General features: G+C 54.7%; 16 protein-coding genes. 10 read left to right on the forward strand and 6 right to left on the reverse strand.

Annotation, left to right across the window (positions count from 1 at the left end):
- Positions 1–76 precede the first annotated feature (76 nt).
- The 4 genes from AC2UZJ_RS07025 (at position 77) to AC2UZJ_RS07040 (ending at position 3424) form a co-directional block, all read left to right on the forward strand.
- A complete protein-coding gene (locus tag AC2UZJ_RS07025; protein WP_486949550.1) occupies positions 77–862 on the forward strand; it encodes an ABC transporter permease in 786 nt (261 codons plus the stop codon).
- Complete coding sequence (locus AC2UZJ_RS07030; RefSeq protein WP_486949423.1) at positions 852–2180, forward strand: ABC transporter ATP-binding protein; 1329 nt, start codon at positions 852–854, stop codon at positions 2178–2180. Before AC2UZJ_RS07025 ends, AC2UZJ_RS07030 begins: the two co-directional genes overlap by 11 nt.
- 25 nt (positions 2181–2205) lie before the next feature.
- On the forward strand, positions 2206–2883 hold the full coding sequence (locus AC2UZJ_RS07035) for a class I SAM-dependent methyltransferase (RefSeq protein WP_486949424.1): 678 nt from the start codon (positions 2206–2208) through the stop codon (positions 2881–2883).
- Between the two features lie 313 nt (positions 2884–3196).
- Positions 3197–3424 carry a hypothetical protein gene (locus AC2UZJ_RS07040; RefSeq protein WP_486949425.1) on the forward strand — a complete coding sequence of 76 codons (228 nt, stop codon included), beginning with the start codon at positions 3197–3199 and terminating at the stop codon, positions 3422–3424.
- Here AC2UZJ_RS07040 and AC2UZJ_RS07045 read toward each other — a convergent pair.
- A complete protein-coding gene (locus tag AC2UZJ_RS07045; RefSeq protein WP_486949426.1) occupies positions 3399–4772 on the reverse strand; it encodes a TolC family outer membrane protein in 1374 nt (457 codons plus the stop codon). The genes AC2UZJ_RS07040 and AC2UZJ_RS07045 overlap by 26 nt on opposite strands.
- 163 nt (positions 4773–4935) lie before the next feature.
- Between AC2UZJ_RS07045 and rfbD the strand changes: the two genes are divergently transcribed.
- From rfbD to rfbC, 3 genes are read left to right on the forward strand one after another with little or no spacing between them, the layout of a single operon-like run.
- The gene (gene rfbD / locus AC2UZJ_RS07050) at positions 4936–5835 is read left to right on the forward strand and encodes a dTDP-4-dehydrorhamnose reductase (RefSeq protein WP_486949427.1); all 900 of its coding nucleotides are present in this window, start codon (positions 4936–4938) and stop codon (positions 5833–5835) included.
- A 51-nt stretch (positions 5836–5886) separates the two neighbouring features.
- On the forward strand, positions 5887–6750 hold the full coding sequence (rfbA, locus tag AC2UZJ_RS07055) for a glucose-1-phosphate thymidylyltransferase RfbA (RefSeq protein ID WP_486949428.1): 864 nt from the start codon (positions 5887–5889) through the stop codon (positions 6748–6750).
- Positions 6747–7298, forward strand: coding sequence for a dTDP-4-dehydrorhamnose 3,5-epimerase (gene rfbC / locus AC2UZJ_RS07060; RefSeq protein ID WP_486949429.1), 552 nt, complete (start codon positions 6747–6749; stop codon positions 7296–7298). The genes rfbA and rfbC overlap by 4 nt, the downstream gene beginning before the upstream one ends.
- On the opposite strand, the gene AC2UZJ_RS07065 is transcribed toward rfbC, so the two are convergent.
- The gene (locus tag AC2UZJ_RS07065) at positions 7266–7721 is read right to left on the reverse strand and encodes a hypothetical protein (protein ID WP_486949430.1); all 456 of its coding nucleotides are present in this window, start codon (positions 7719–7721) and stop codon (positions 7266–7268) included. The genes rfbC and AC2UZJ_RS07065 overlap by 33 nt on opposite strands.
- Before the next feature lie 366 nt (positions 7722–8087).
- On the opposite strand from AC2UZJ_RS07065, the gene AC2UZJ_RS07070 reads away from it, so the two are divergent.
- On the forward strand, positions 8088–8552 hold the full coding sequence (locus AC2UZJ_RS07070) for an REP-associated tyrosine transposase (RefSeq protein ID WP_486949431.1): 465 nt from the start codon (positions 8088–8090) through the stop codon (positions 8550–8552).
- A 176-nt stretch (positions 8553–8728) separates the two neighbouring features.
- Here the strand turns inward: AC2UZJ_RS07070 and AC2UZJ_RS07075 are convergent, their stop codons facing one another.
- The 4 genes from AC2UZJ_RS07075 to AC2UZJ_RS07090 all read right to left on the reverse strand — a co-directional run bounded on the left by AC2UZJ_RS07075 (position 8729) and on the right by AC2UZJ_RS07090 (position 13485).
- Positions 8729–8917: a hypothetical protein gene (locus AC2UZJ_RS07075; protein WP_486949432.1), complete on the reverse strand. Its 189-nt coding sequence runs from the start codon at positions 8915–8917 to the stop codon at positions 8729–8731.
- 133 nt (positions 8918–9050) lie between these two features.
- Positions 9051–10403: a TolC family outer membrane protein gene (locus AC2UZJ_RS07080; RefSeq protein WP_486949433.1), complete on the reverse strand. Its 1353-nt coding sequence runs from the start codon at positions 10401–10403 to the stop codon at positions 9051–9053.
- A gap of 2 nt (positions 10404–10405) precedes the next feature.
- Positions 10406–11755 (reverse strand): HlyD family type I secretion periplasmic adaptor subunit, encoded by a 1350-nt coding sequence (locus tag AC2UZJ_RS07085; protein WP_486949434.1) that lies wholly within the window; start codon positions 11753–11755, stop codon positions 10406–10408.
- A gap of 20 nt (positions 11756–11775) precedes the next feature.
- Positions 11776–13485, reverse strand: coding sequence for a type I secretion system permease/ATPase (locus AC2UZJ_RS07090; RefSeq protein ID WP_486949435.1), 1710 nt, complete (start codon positions 13483–13485; stop codon positions 11776–11778).
- Positions 13486–13597: 112 nt separating this feature from the next.
- Between AC2UZJ_RS07090 and rfbB the strand changes: the two genes are divergently transcribed.
- Complete coding sequence (gene rfbB, locus AC2UZJ_RS07095) at positions 13598–14653, forward strand: dTDP-glucose 4,6-dehydratase (protein WP_486949436.1); 1056 nt, start codon at positions 13598–13600, stop codon at positions 14651–14653.
- 21 nt (positions 14654–14674) lie between these two features.
- Positions 14675–15547, forward strand: a complete 873-nt coding sequence (locus AC2UZJ_RS07100; RefSeq protein ID WP_486949437.1) for a glycosyltransferase — start codon at positions 14675–14677, stop codon at positions 15545–15547.
- Position 15548: the final 1 nt, after the last annotated feature.

Here is a 15548-nt window from a genome sequence, read left to right on the forward strand (position 1 = left end):
TAAAGGCCATTACAATCGCAAAGCAGATACGCGCAATCAATGAAGACGCACTAACAGGAGAGGCGTAGTGACAGGAATGAAAACGTTGTGGACACAACGGGCCCTAATAAAACAACTGGCATGGCGAGACGTGCAAAGCCGTTATAAAGGCTCAGCAGGGGGATTGCTGTGGGCGTTGATTACGCCCATATTATTACTCGCGGTATATACCGCCGTATTTAGCGGCATCTTCCAAGCCCGGTGGGGCCAAGACGGTGGGCCAATTGAATACGCGCTGCAACTCTTTGTGGGCCTCACCGTACACGGCCTGGCAGCCGAATGCTTAAACCGCTCACCCGCACTAATGTTAAATAACATTAGTTACGTAAAACGTGTGGTATTCCCGCTACAAGTGCTAGCCCCCGTGAGCATGCTCTCCGCCCTCTTCCACTTTTTAATCAGCCTAGGCGTACTCATTGTGTTTTACGTCATTGTGTACCACCAGTTACCCCTGCTGGGTATACTTTATATGCCACTCGTCATCTTGCCCTACTTCATCTTATTAATCGGCGTCTCCTATCTCTTAGCAGGCCTAGGCGTTTATCTACGAGATATAGGGCAAATCATGGGCTTAGTCACCACCATATTATTATTTTTATCACCGGTGTTTTACCCGGCCTCTATGCTGCCGCCTAAATTGCAGACTATATTTATGGCGAACCCATTGACCCTCATTATTGAACAGACGAGGGCTGTGATTATTGAGGGCGTGGCCCCTGATCTACAAGCGTTAGGGGCGTATACCGTAGGGGCGTTTGTGGTGTTTTTTTTTGGCGTGTGGGCCTTTAATAAAATGCGAAAAGGATTTGCGGATGTGCTCTGATATTGCCATTGATGTAAAAAACGTGGGCAAGCAATTTAAATTATTTAAGCGTCCTAAAGATCGGCTGCTACAAGCCATCTTTAAAAACAAACGCTACTACACCCCCTTTGACGCCCTGCAAAACATCAGCTTCAACGTCAAACGCGGAGAAACGGTGGGCATAGTGGGGCGCAATGGCTCCGGTAAATCCACGTTATTACAAATGATCTGTGGCACCTTAACGCCCAGCAGCGGTGAAATTACGGTGCACGGGAAGGTGGCAGCCCTCTTAGAACTAGGTGCCGGTTTTAACCCGGAATTTACCGGGCGAGAAAACGTCTACCTGAACGGTGCCATTATGGGGCTCACGCGCGCTGAAATGGACGAACGCTTGGACGACATCTTGGCCTTTGCCGAAATTGGTGACTTCATTGACCAGCCAGTAAAAACCTACTCCTCCGGCATGTACGTACGCCTCGCCTTTGCCGTCATCGCCCACGTAGACGCTGACATACTCATCATTGACGAAGCCCTCGCGGTAGGCGATGCGCTGTTCACGCAGAAATGCATGCGCTACTTACGTAACTTCAAAGAAACAGGCACCATTCTCTTTGTGAGCCACGACAGCGCGGCGGTCACAAACCTGTGTGAGCGCGCCGTTTGGCTTAATAAAGGGGAAATGCAGGCCTATGGTTCGGCCAAAGAAGTGAGTGAAGCCTATTTAGCGGATTTATTTGGCAGCCAAAACACCCAACAAGAAGCCGTAGCCACCATTAACCCCGTAGAAAACTGGCGCGATCAACGCGAAGATTTCATCAACCACAGCAACTTACGTAATGACTTAGAAGTCTTTGCCTTTGACCCCAACCAAGCCGGCTTTGGTAAAGGCGCGGCGCGCATTGCTGATGTGCACCTCACAGACAGCGCGGGTAATGGCTTGCACTGGGTGGTGGGCGGCGAACTGGTGCGTTTGGTCATACAAATCCAAACCGCCCAAGCCCTAGACCGCCCCATTGTGGGCTTTTACGTCAAAGACCGCCTCGGCCAAACCCTGTTCGGTGACAACACCTACCTCAGCTACCTAGAGCAACCCGTCGCCGTAGACGGCGGCCAACTACTGCGGGTGGAATTTGAATTCGCCATGCCCACCCTACCCCAAGGCGACTACTCCATCGCCGTCGCCATCGCCAACGGCAGCCAAGAGGACCACGAACAACACCACTGGATACACGACGCCCTGCTCTTCAAATCCCACAGCAGCGCTACGGCTACCGGCCTCGTCGGCATCCCCATGAAAACCATCACCATGACCCCCGCGAGCCCCTCGCCCCACCCGTAAGAGCCGGGCCACGCCCGCGATATATATGAGATACCACTACACCTTCGACCCCAACGATGAAAGCACCGCCGCCCGCGTCTGCCGCCTAGTCGGCGCCAATCAAAAAGTGCTAGAACTCGGCTGCGCTGCCGGCGCCATGACCCACGTACTCCAACAGCACTATAACTGTGACGTCACCGGCGTGGAGTTTGACGCCGCCGCCGCCGAACGCGCCCGCCCCTACACCACCGAAATGATCGTAGGCAACCTAGACGACCCCAACTGCTTAGCCGGCCTACACCAAAAAGGCAGCCGCTTTAACGTGATTATGATGGCGGACGTCTTAGAGCACCTACGCGACCCCGAAACCGTCTTACGCAACGTACTGCCCCTACTACACCCCCAAGGCCACGTAGTGATCTCGGTACCCAACATAGCCAACGGCGGCGTCATCGCCGCCCTCTGGTGCAACGCCTTCGACTACGCCGACACCGGCCTACTCGACCGCACCCACATCCACTTCTTCACCTCCAAAACCCTCATCGCCATGCTAGAGCGCGTAGGCCTCACCGTAGACACCATCGAAAACGTAGACGCCGGCGCCTGGCACCCCGAGTTCGCCCACTACTGGGACCAACTCCCCCCCCAACTCCGCCACCTCCTAGAAACCCACCCCCCCGCCCAACCCTTCCAAATCGTCGTCAAAGCCACCCCCACCCCGTAAAAAGCGGCCCACGGCCGCGATCCCCGGGCCGGCCCACGGCCGCCCGCCTACACCCCAGCACCACCACCCCCTACACCCCCACACCCGCCCGCCTACACCCAGGCACCTCACCACCCACCCCCACACCCGTAAAAAGCGAGCCACGCTCGCGATCCCGGGCCGGCCCACGGCCGCCCGCCTAGGCATGAGCAGGAGCCTAGGTGCCGTGGGCGTGGGCTAGGGTCGTGGCCGTGGGTGCAGGCCGTGGCCGTGGGTGTGGGTCGTGGGTGTAGGCCGTGGTCGTGGGTGTAGGCCGTGGCCGTGGGTGTAGGCCGTGGGTGTAGGCCGTGGTCGTGGGTGTGGTCGTGGGTGTGGGCCGTGGTCGTGGGTGTGGGCCGTGGTCGTGGGTGTGGGTCGTGGGTGTGGGTGTGGGTCGTGGGTGTGGGTGTGGGTCGTGGTCGTGGGTGTGGGCCGTGGCCGTGGGCCACGGGGAGATCGCGGCCGTGGGCCGCTTTTTACGGGGCGTGGGCTGCTTTTTACGGGGAGGGGGGGAGGAGGCTGACTACTGGGCCTTGGAGGTGTTGGTGGGACTGGGTTTGGACGGTTTGGTGGAGGTCGTCGCCGAGGGCGCTGTGGAGGCGGAGTTGGGCGAGGAGGAGGTCGAGGCGGGCGGCGTAGTAGTCGTAGCGGGTTTGGGCGAACTGGTCTTGGGCGTCAAGTACGTCTAGGTTGCTGGCGGCGCCTACGCTGAAGCTTTTTTCGGCGGAGTCTAGGCTGAGCTGGCTGGATTCCATGGCGGTTTTTAGGGCGGCTACGCGCTGCTGGCCGCTGGTGTACTCGTTAAACTGCTTTTGTACTTCGGCCTGTACGGCGGCCACGGTGGCATCGTAACGGTGTTGGGCGGCTTGCATTTGGTAGCGGGCTTGGCTAGTGGCTGCCGTGGTGTAGCCGCCGGTGAAAAGGGGAATGTTGATGTTTATGCCGACGGCAAAGGTATTGCTGCGCTGGCTAAGGGTGGCTAAATCCTCGCTATCGGCCCTACCTACGCTCAAGCCTAAATCTAGCGTAGGGAAATACTGGCTGCGGGCCGCATCAAGGCGGGCCTCATACACTGCCACCTGCTGCTTGGCAGCTTGTATGTCTTTGTTTTGCCTCAAAGCCAGCTCTAAGAACTCGTCTACGCTTTGCGTCAGCGGCTGGTAAGACCAGGCCTCATTCAGACTATAGATGGCCTCGGGTGCCACGCCTATGTGGGATTGCAGCTGGCGCGCACGGGTGCGTACCTCATCTTTGGCTTTTAAGAGCTCGGCCCGGGCCGTATCTAAGCGCGCTTGGGTTTCTGTGAGCTCTAATTGGGTGGCATCGGCGTATTTAAGGAGCTGCTCAAAACTCTCAACCCGGCGCTCTAAAAACGCCACACGCTGCGCTTGGGTTTGCATATCGTCTACAGCTAAAACGCTAGCAAAATAGGCCTGCGCGATGCGTAGACTAATCTGCTGCTTATCAAGCCCAAACTGCGCCACTCCAAAGCGCGACACCGCTTGCCCGCGCCGGTACTCCGCATAGCGCGGGTAATTCAACAAAGGCTGATCTAATTGCGCGTAGATATTAGTGGAGTCATAGCGTAAGTCTGAACGCTGCATTTGCCCCATAAACCCGGGCTGCTTGCGCCAGCCATGAATACGGCTGCGGCTATAACCGGCATTAATGCGCGGCAGCAGCCCACCCCGGCTGATTTTCTCTTGCTCTTGGCTAGAATTAAAACGACTCACGGCAGCTTTGTAATTGGCATCAAAGCTAAAACCCTGTTGCCATACGCTATACAGGTCTAGCGGCTGCTGGGCTTGCGCTGCTCCCGCGGCTACTGTTAGCGTTAAAGCAGTCAACAATCTGGGGCTAAAAGGGTTCATAGAGGTCAAAAAGTAGGGGGGGCAACAGCAAAGCAGCCATCATACCATTTAGGCCCGCGGCGCTGCTAGTCAGCAGGCACGAAAGTGGTAGAATTAGCGCAATAGCTAATCTTGCACCCTTACCGTTCTAGGTGCAGAAAACCACAAGGATATAAACATAACCATGGGTAATATTTTAATATTAGGTAAAAATGGCCAAGTTGGCTCTGAGCTAGCACGTAGTTTAGCTCCCTTAGGCCCCATCACCGCCTTAGGTCATGAAGAAGCCGATTTAAGCCAGCTAGGCGCCCTACGCAGCACCTTAGAACGCGCCCAGCCCAGTATTATTGTGAATGCAGCCGCCTACACCAAAGTGGATCAGGCCGAAAGCCCCGAGCACTACGAGCGCGTACACACCATTAATGCCAAGGCCGTAGAAACCATTGGTCATTATGCGTATGAGCACAACGCCTTAGTGGTGCATTACTCTACCGATTATGTATTTGATGGTGAAAAAACCACGCCTTACACCGAAAATGACGACACCAAGCCCATCAATGTGTACGGGCAATCCAAATTAGACGGTGAAATCGCGCTGCGCCACACCGGTGCCAAGCACTTAATTTTTCGCACCAGCTGGGTGTATGCCGGCCATGGCAATAACTTCCTGCGCACCATGATGCGCTTAGCCATGCGCTTGGATCAGTTAACGGTGGTGGATGATCAGTTTGGTGCCCCCACCTCGGCGGAGCTTATTGCCGATGTCACCGCCTTAGCCATTTGGGCGCACCAGCGCGGCGAACTGGAGTCGGGGCTTTATCATCTCACCGCCACTGGCCAAACCACGTGGCATGGCTTTGCCCGCTACATTGTGCAGCAAATGCTAGCCCAAGGCCTGCAGCCCACGGTGCAGCCCGATGCGGTATTGTCTATTCCATCGGCGGATTACCCCACGCCGGCCCAGCGCCCCACCTATTCGCACTTAGACACCAGCAAATTAGAGCAGCAACTGGATTTACAGCTGCCACATTGGCAATACCATGTACGCCGTGCGGTGCAGCAACTGCTGTCTTCCCCCTTATAATCCTTATAACTCTTCAATACGCAGGAGCGGGCTCCGCCCGCCATCTTTACTATGCATAAAGGTATTATTTTAGCCGGCGGCTCCGGCACTCGATTACACCCGGCCACGCTGGCCATTAGTAAACAGCTGTTGCCTGTTTACGATAAGCCCATGATCTACTACCCGCTTTCCACGCTCATGCTAGCGGGCATACGCGATATTCTCATTATCTCCACCCCCCAAGACACCCCGCGCTTTGAGCAGCTCTTAGGCGATGGCAGCCAATGGGGGCTGAATTTGTCTTATGCGGTGCAGCCTAGCCCGGATGGTTTGGCCCAGGCCTACACCATAGGGGCAGATTTCGTCGGTAATAATCCCTCCGCCTTAGTGCTGGGAGACAACATTTTTTATGGCCATGATTTCCATAAACTACTGATCAATGCCCAACAACGCCCCGCCGGTGCTACGGTTTTCTCTTACCACGTGAATGACCCCGAGCGCTATGGCGTGGCCGAGTTTGATAGCGAAGGCAAAGTGCTGTCTTTAGAAGAAAAGCCAGCCCAACCTAAATCTAACTACGCCGTCACCGGTTTGTATTTCTACGATAATCAAGCCGTAGACCTAGTACGTGAGCTCAAGCCCTCAGCACGCGGTGAATTAGAAATCACCGATTTAAATAAACTGTATTTGGCTCAAAATCAGCTGCACGTAGAAGCCATGGGCCGTGGTTACGCGTGGCTAGACACCGGCACGCATGATTCCCTCTTAGATGCCAGCCAATTCATCGCCACCATCGAGAGCCGCCAAGGCCTTAAAGTCTCCTGTCCGGAAGAAATCGCCTACCGCCAAGGCTGGATTTCTGCCGAACACCTAGAAAAACTCGCCACCCCCTTAGCTAAAAATGGCTATGGGCAATACTTATTGGGACTACTATGAAATCCACACCTTTAGCCATACCCGAAGTGGTACTGATTGAACCCAAAGTCTTTGGCGATGAACGCGGCTTTTTCTTTGAAAGCTTCAATCACCAACAGTTTGAAGCCGCCATTGGGCGCGAAGTGAGCTTTGTACAAGACAACCACTCCAAATCCGCCAAAAACGTCTTACGTGGCTTGCACTTTCAAACCCAACAGCCCCAAGGCAAGTTAGTTCGCGTCACCGCCGGCGAAGTCTTTGACGTAGCCGTAGACGTACGCCACGGCTCCCCCACCTTCGGCCAATGGGTAGGCGCCCACTTATCGGCTGAAAACAAACACCAACTGTGGGTACCCGAAGGCTTTGCCCACGGCTTCGTCGTCCTCTCCGACAGCGCCGAGTTCCTCTACAAAACCACCGACTACTACGCCCCCCAACACGAAGCCGCCATCCTCTGGAACGACCCCACCCTCGCCATCACCTGGCCCCTCACCACCGAACCCATACTCTCCACCAAAGACGCAGAAGCGATGACCCTAGAAGAGTGGCGCAGAAACGGCAGGAGCTAGACCAGACGCGGGAGTCAGGTCAGACGCAGGAGTCAGGTCAGGCAAGGCCTGACCTCTACAGGGAGTATAGCCACCACCCGTAAAAAGCGGCCCACGGCCGCGATCTCCCCGTGGCCCACGGCCACGCGGCCCACACCCCCGCACAGCCCCCTCCCACGCCGGCCACGCGGCCCACACGCCCACGCGGCCTCCACCCCCGCACAGCCACACCCACGCCGGCCACCAGCCCACACCCCCTCGGCTCACCCCCCCACCCGTAAAAAGCGGCCCGCGGCCGCGATCTCCCCGTGGCCCACGGCCACGCGGCCCACACCCCCGCACAGCCCCCTCCCACACGCCCACGCGGCCTCCTCCCCCTGCACAGCCACACCCACGCCGCCACCAGCCCCTCGCGCTCACCCCCACCCGTACAAAGCGGCCCACGGCCGCGATCTCCCCGTGGCCCACGGCCACGCGGCCTCACACCCCCGCACAGCCCCCTCCCACACGCCCACGCGGCCTCCACCCCCGCACAGCCACACCCACACCGCCACCAGCCCATACCCCCTCGCGCTCACCCCCACCACACCCTAGCCGTACCTCCTAGCCCGGCACCCCGCGAGCCCGACCTCCCCTAGGCGGTAGGCGATGGCTGGTGGCGGGGCCTGAGCGGCCGGCCCTGGGCCGACCGGAGATCGCGAGCGTGGCTCGCTTTTTACGGATGGGGGGTTTTGTCCTGGTGGGAGTTTTTGGGTGGGGGTTTTTCGTATATTACATAGGTGTCAGACTTTTAGTGTATGGAGGATAGCGATGAGACAGCGAGTATGGATGAAGGGTAGGCAGCAGTTGCGGGTGGGGCGGCAGTCTTATGGTGGGCAGGTGTATATGGTGACTACTATTACGCAACATAGGCGTACGATTTTTACGAATGATAGCTATGCGCGGGCGGCTATTCGTGCTTTTACCTTACCGGCTTTACTAAAAGAGCATCAGTTGCTGTGTTGGGTGTTGATGCCGGATCACGTGCATTGGCTCATACGTTTGGGCCCGCAAGGCAACTTGAGCAACTTAGTGGGTAGCATGAAGTCAGCAGCTTCCCGCCACGTACGCCAGACCGGCTATAACGGCACCGTGTGGGTCAAAGGCTTTCACGATAGACTGCTACAACACGAAAGAGACATCCCCCTAGTCACCCGCTACATACGCAACAACCCCGTAAAAGCCGGCCTCACCACCCACCCCCACCACTACCCCTACCTCAGCCCACCCCCGTAAAAAGCGGCCCACGGCCGCGATCTCCGGCCGGCCCACGGCCGGCCGCCTAGGCCCCGCCACCAAAACACCCCACGGTCAGCCGCCTAGGCCCCACCACCATGCCCACGCCCGGCCACCCACGCCGTGCCACCAGCCATCGCCTACCGCCTAGGCGAGGTCGGGCTAGGGGTGCCGGGCTAGGAGGCTCGGCTAGGGTGTGGTGTGGGGGTGGGCGCGAGGGGGTGCTGGTGGCCGGCGTGGGTAGCGGCTGTGCGGGGGTGTGAGGCCGCGTGGGCGGCGTGGGTAGCGGCTGTGCGGGGGTGTGAGGCCGCGTGGCCGTGGGTAGCGGCTGTGCGGGGGTGTGAGGCCGCGTGGCCGTGGGCCACGGGGGGATCGCGGCCGTGGGCCGCTTTTTACGGGTGGTGCCATGGGTGGCGGGGGCTGGGTGGACGGCCGTGGGCCGTCCGGGGATCGCGAGCATGGCTCGCTTTTTACTACCGAGTCCGACTCCTCCAACCCCTACTGTACCGTTAGTGGCTGGTCGTTGAAGAAGAGGTGGGTGGTTTGTTCGATGAGGGGGCCGTTGAGGCCGTTGGCGACGGCGGCGAGCATGAGGCGGGACATGACGTATTCGAGGCGGGCTTGTACTAGGTCTAGTTGGGCTTGGTAGAGGCGCTCTTGTACGTCGAGTATATCGATGATGCTGCGTACGCCGCCTTGGTAGCCGCTTTCGGCGGCTTTGACGGCGAGTTGGTTAGATTCTACGGCTTTTTGCAGGGCGATGATTTGTTCTACGCCACTGATAACGCCTTGGTACTGGCGGGTGACTTCTACGGCGATTTCTTCGCGCATGGCCTCGAGTTCGTGCTGGCTACGATCACGGTTGTGTTGGGCTTGGCGTACGCCCGCTTGGGTGGCGCCGCCCGCAAAAATAGGCACTTGTACTGACACCCCTATGGAGCGCGTGGAAGACTCTTGAGCGCGGGTGGAAATGGATTCGCCTTCGGTTTTACGCAAGCTGCCCGTAAGAGCGATGGTAGGTAGGTGGCCACTAAAGGCGCGTTGAATTTCTAAGGCATTCACGCGTACATCTTGCGTGGAAGCCTGTATTTGTGCATTGCGCTCTAAGGCCAGCAGCATCCAGCCGTCTAAGGTTTGAGGCTGTAGCTCAGCTTGAGCAATTTCAGGGCGTAAGCCGTAAATACTTTGCGGATCGCTGCCTATCATCTCCTGCAGCTCACGGCGCGCTACTACTAAGTTATCTTTGTCTCTTAACCAGCGCGCATTGGCAATATCGTGGCGTGCTTGCGCTTCGTGCACTTCGGTAATGGTGCCTTCGCCCCTCTCAAAATAATGCTTTGCAATGTCTACGTGCTGCGCAGTGGCGTCTAAATTATTTTTGCTAATCACCACCTGCTCATAACCTAACAACACTTGAAAATAGCGATTAATCAGTCGCTCGGAGGTGTCATTGGCATGCACATCAAAGGTGGCTAAGGCTTGATCAGCTTTGGCGTGGCCTTGGCGGTAGCCGGTGACGCGATCCCAATCAAACACACTTTGCTGCAGGCTGATATCGTTAGTTTTAGAAGTGTAATGCAGGTCTTGGCGCACCATATTGCCTCGGGCATCGGGCGTGTCTAGATCACCGCGCATACGAGTGCGCCCCACTGAGCCGCTAATTTGAGGCAATAAAGGCGCTAAACCCAAGGCGCGCTCCGTTTGACCGGCTTCGCGCTCAGAAATAGCCGCTTTGTAACTGGGATCATGCAGGCGCGCGGCCTCCCACGCGGTGCTCAGGCTAACGGGGTTGGCCCAAGCGTTAGCGCTCAGTAAACTCAGTGCGAAAGAAGCAATAAAAGTGCGCCACATAATTAATCTTCAGTAAATGACTTGTCTAAACGCTCTAAGAAAGGCTTGAGTATATAACTCATCATCGTACGCTCACCCGTGCGAATAAGTACAGCCGCGGGCATACCGGGGCGTACATTATTAAAGCGCAGTAACTCCATGCCTTCGGGAGTGACCTCAATTTGCGCTAAATAATACGGCATACCGGATTTTTCATCGGTTAGGCGGTCAGCAGAAACGGTAAGCACCTTGCCCGGGATATTTGGGGTGCGGGCATGGTTAAAGGCAGGAAAGGTAATCTCCACCTCTAAGCCGGATTCTACTTTATCAATACTTTGTACCGGCACTTGGGCTTGGATAATAAAGCGCTGGTCTTTGGGCACAATTTCCATAAGCTGCTCCCCTTGGCCTATAACTCCCCCTTCTGTATGCACTGTCACGTCCTGCACAAAGCCTGCAATAGGAGCGCGAATTTCCGTTTCTCTGACGGTGTAATCTAAGGCCGCTAGGCGCTCAGCCAAGGAAGAGGTTTCTTTTTGAATATCAGAGAGCTGAGTTTGCACCTCTTTTTGAAATTCTTGCTGGCGCTGCAAAATACGCAACTTTAGCTCAGCGATTTGGTTACGCGTGCGGCCTGCTTCGACCACATCATTCGATAAAGCCGCTTCTAATTGTGCAGCATCACGCTCTAAATTAAGCATACGGTTACGCGGTAAGTAACCTTCTTTAGCCAACTCACGCACGCCATTTAGCTCTTGGCGGGCAAAATCAATTTGAGAGCGGCGGCTTTTTTGTACTTCTTCTAAACCACGTAATTGCTGCTGGGCCCCACGTAAGTTTTCCTCAAGTATCTCTACTTCCCCCTTGAGGGCACTGCGACGCGTTAAAAACAACTGCTCTTGCACTTTTCTGGCTTCTATAAAGCGGGGATCATTCCCGTACGAGGCCAGCAACTCAGGGGAATAATGAATCTCATCGCTGCCATCACGCTCAGCCTCTAGCCGGGCTTCTATGGTTTTAGACACTATATACTGCGCACTGGCCACGGCTTGCTCAGACAAGGCACGCGTGCGGTTAAGGCGAATTAACACCTGCCCGGCTTCTACGTAATCGCCTTCTTGAACTAAGATTTCATCAACGCTGCCACCTTCTAAATGCTGTACGGCTTTACGGTTACCAAACACTTGCACCGAGGCTTCAGCGGTGACCCCGGCATCTAAGGGAGCAAAGGCAGCCCATAAGGCAAAGCCACCAAAACCGAATAACAGCACCAAAATACCCCAACGCAACGGTGAGCTGGCATTGGTGTCTACGCCGGCATCGGCTTGATCTATATCAGTAGAAGAAAGTTTGTTTTTTAGCCTTTTGAGCATAGTATAAAAGACGCCTAGTATTAGTGAACTTGGGGTGGGTTTTGTGCTTGGCTGCGCTGCTGCTGCAATGCTTTCAACACATCTTGACGCGGACCAAACATGGTGACCGTACCCTCACGCATAACCAGTAATTTATCTACGGCTTGCAAAATATTCATGCGATGCGTAATTAAAATAACGGTGGTGCCACGCTGTTTGAGATCGGCGATGGCTTGTACCAAGGCCGCCTCACCCACATCATCCAGATTAGAATTGGGCTCATCTAAGACCACCATAGCGGGATCGCCATACATGGCGCGGGCCAAGCCTATACGTTGCTTTTGCCCACCAGAAAGTGCAATACCGCCAGCACCTAAAGGCGTGTCGTAACCATTTTGAAAGCGTAAAATCATTTCATGCACGCCCGCACGCTGCGCGGCTTGGATGATTTTCTCTGAATCCGGTTCACCAAAACGGGCAATGTTCTCCGCGATGGTGCCATCAAACAGCTCAATGTCTTGAGGTAAATAGCCTAAATAGGGGCCTAATTCGTCTTTATTCCACAGATAAATATCAGCACCATCTAAGCGCACACTGCCCGCCCTAGTGGGCCACACGCCAACTAGCAATCGAGCTAGGGTGGATTTACCCGATGCCGAGGGCCCAATCACCCCCACCACATCACCGGCATTAGCGGCAAAACTCACGCCGCGCAATATGGCCACTTGCTGACCGGGCGCACCGGCGATGACGTTTTCCACCAGTAGATCTCCCTTAGGTCTGGGTAGACTTAAGGTTTCGCCACGAGCCGGGGCATTTTTAAGGATTTCTTCCAAACGATCGTACGACTCACGGGCAGACAGCATAGTTTTCCAGCCACCAATCACCTGCTCTACCGGTGCCAGCGCTCTACCCATTAAGATAGAACACACAATCATCATACCGGCGGTAATTTCATTGGCAATCACCAGCAGCGCCCCCGCACCTAATATCAGCGACTGCAAAAACATACGCACAAAACGCGTCAGCGTGCTCAGACGCGCGGCGCGGTCTGAGGCTAGAGTCTGCAGAGATAAGACCTGCATGTGTTGCTTCATCCAGCGCTGACGTAATCCGGGCAGCATGCCCATGGACTCAATGACTTCGGCATTACGCAAGTGATTATCGGCAAACTGCGCGGCACCAATGGCGGCACGGTTGGCTTCAGCCAAGGGTTTTTGAGTGCTGACGTTATTTATGTAAGCCAAAATAATTAAGACAATGGACCCACCCAACATAATAAAACCTAATATGGGGTGTACCATAAAGCCCACCGCCATGTAGATGGGGGTCCAGGGTGTGTCAAAAAAGGCAAAGAGCGCGTTGCCCGTTAAAAACTGACGCACATTGGTGAGATCATTGAGGGCTTGAGAAGGGTTGCCACCGGCTTTTCTGAGGTTGCGCTCAAAGGCGGCATCAAAGACGCGCTTATTTAGCATGACGTCTAAACGATTACCCACGCGAATGAGCACGGTAGAGCGCGCAAACTCTAAGGCGGCAGACAATAAGTACAAGCCTGCTACCAGTAAGGTGAGCATCAAAAGCGTGGTTTCATTACGGCTAGTTAAAACGCGATCATATACTTGAAGCATATATAATGACGGCGTTAAGCCTAATATATTGATCACACAACTAAAGGCAGCTAGGCTGTAAAAGGTTTTTCTAAACTGGAAAACAGCTGTGGCCAGTTCGGTACGACGGGTAGGCTTCATAGCAGACCTAAAAGACAACTGTAAAGTTTTCTGTAGCAAAAAGTTATTAATTATAGCATGCGAGCTTTGATATTATGGGCCCGTTTGTTTCTTAAAAACGATAGGATTAGTTATGCGCATTTTAGTTACTGGCGGTGCCGGCTTCATCGGCTCAGCGGTTATTCGTCATTTAATCAACCACACCTCATACGAAGTCGCCAATTTAGACATACTGAGCTACGCAGGCAATTTAGCCTCTTTAGCTAATAGCGCTCAGTCTGAGCGTTATCGATTCTATCACCATGATATTTGTGATGCAGCCGCTTTAAAGAAGATATTTGCTGAATTCCAGCCTACGGTAGTTATGCATTTAGCGGCAGAATCTCATGTGGATCGCTCTATTACTGGTCCTGCCGCCTTTATTGAAACCAATATTGTAGGCACTTACCAGCTATTAGAAGCTGCGCGCGCCTATTGGAGTGGCTTAAATGCTACGCAACAAGCGGATTTCCGCTTTCATCACATTTCTACTGATGAGGTGTATGGTGATTTGGACGGCACGGATGACTTATTCACCGAAAGCACCTCTTACGACCCTAGCTCACCCTATTCGGCTTCCAAAGCCAGTTCAGACCACCTAGTGCGTGCCTGGCAGCGCACCTACGGTTTACCGGTTTTAGTCACAAATTGCTCAAATAATTACGGCCCTTATCATTTCCCTGAAAAGCTCATTCCGCATATGATTCTGAGCGCGCTGGCAGCTAAGCCCTTACCTATTTACGGTGATGGTCAGCAAATTCGTGATTGGCTCTATGTGGAAGACCATGCCCGCGCTTTAGTTTTAGTGGCGCAAAAAGGCGTGCCGGGTGAAACCTATAATATTGGCGGCCATAATGAATTGGCAAATATTGATGTGGTGCAGCAGATTTGTGCGCTTTTAGACGAGCTGCGCCCTTGGCAAGTAGACGGTAAACAAAAGCCCTACGCCGATCTGATCACTTTTGTTACAGACCGCCCGGGCCACGATGTGCGTTACGCCATAGATGCCGCAAAGATTGAGCGTGAGCTAGGCTGGGTGCCGGAAGAATCCTTTGAAACCGGCCTACGTAAAACCGTGCAATGGTATTTAGATAATGAAAGTTGGTGGCAAGATGTACTCAGTGGCGATTATCGCCTTGAGCGCATTTAAGCTTTTCTGTAGCCACTACTCATGACACCTGTTTATCCTGCTATAGATGTACTGCTGCCCGCCTATAATGGGGCGGCGTACATAGGCGAGCAAATCCAGTCCATCATTGATCAGGATTACGCCGGACTGCTGCGTATACACGTGCGTGATGATGGTTCTAGTGATGACACCGTTGCTGTGGTGCAACAAATGCAGGCTCTACCCCTGCCTACCCAGCGGCAACTGCAGCTGCTGCAACGTACCCAAGGTGAGAGTGGTGTATCCACTAATATCTCGGCATTACTGCAGACGGTACAGGCGAAAGCCAGTTATATTGCGCTGGCAGACCAAGACGATGTGTGGCTGCCGTATAAGTTGCGCGTGCAAATGGAGGCCATGCTAGCAGCGGAGGCTGCACAGTCTACGGCTTCCGCTCGCTCACCCTTATTGATTTGCACTGATTTAACCATAGTTACTACGCAGTTAGAGCCCTTGCATGCTTCTATGTGGCAGCTGCAAAAACTAGACCCAAAGTGGGCCAAGCGCTGGCAAGATTTGCTGGTGCAAAACATGGTTACAGGTTGCACCACCTTATTTAATCAGGCGGCACTAAAGGTGATTTTACCTCTGCCTACTACGGCGGGTATTTTTCATGATCATTGGATAGCCACGGCAGTGGCGTATTATGGTCAAGTTATCCCCCTAGCAGAGCAAACTGTGCTCTACCGACAGCATGATGATAATGTAGTGGGAGCGCAGGCATTTACCGCCCAGCGCGCTGGGCATAAGCTCAAGCAACTGCGGCTAATTGCTCAGCGCAGCCAAATCATGGCACACGCTTTAGGGCACTCACCGTCTCTCAGCCGTTTAATTTGGCATAAGTTACGATTAGGGCTGAAACGGCTATTTTTTTAAG

This window comes from Paenalcaligenes sp. DL 309 (genome assembly GCF_057475285.1).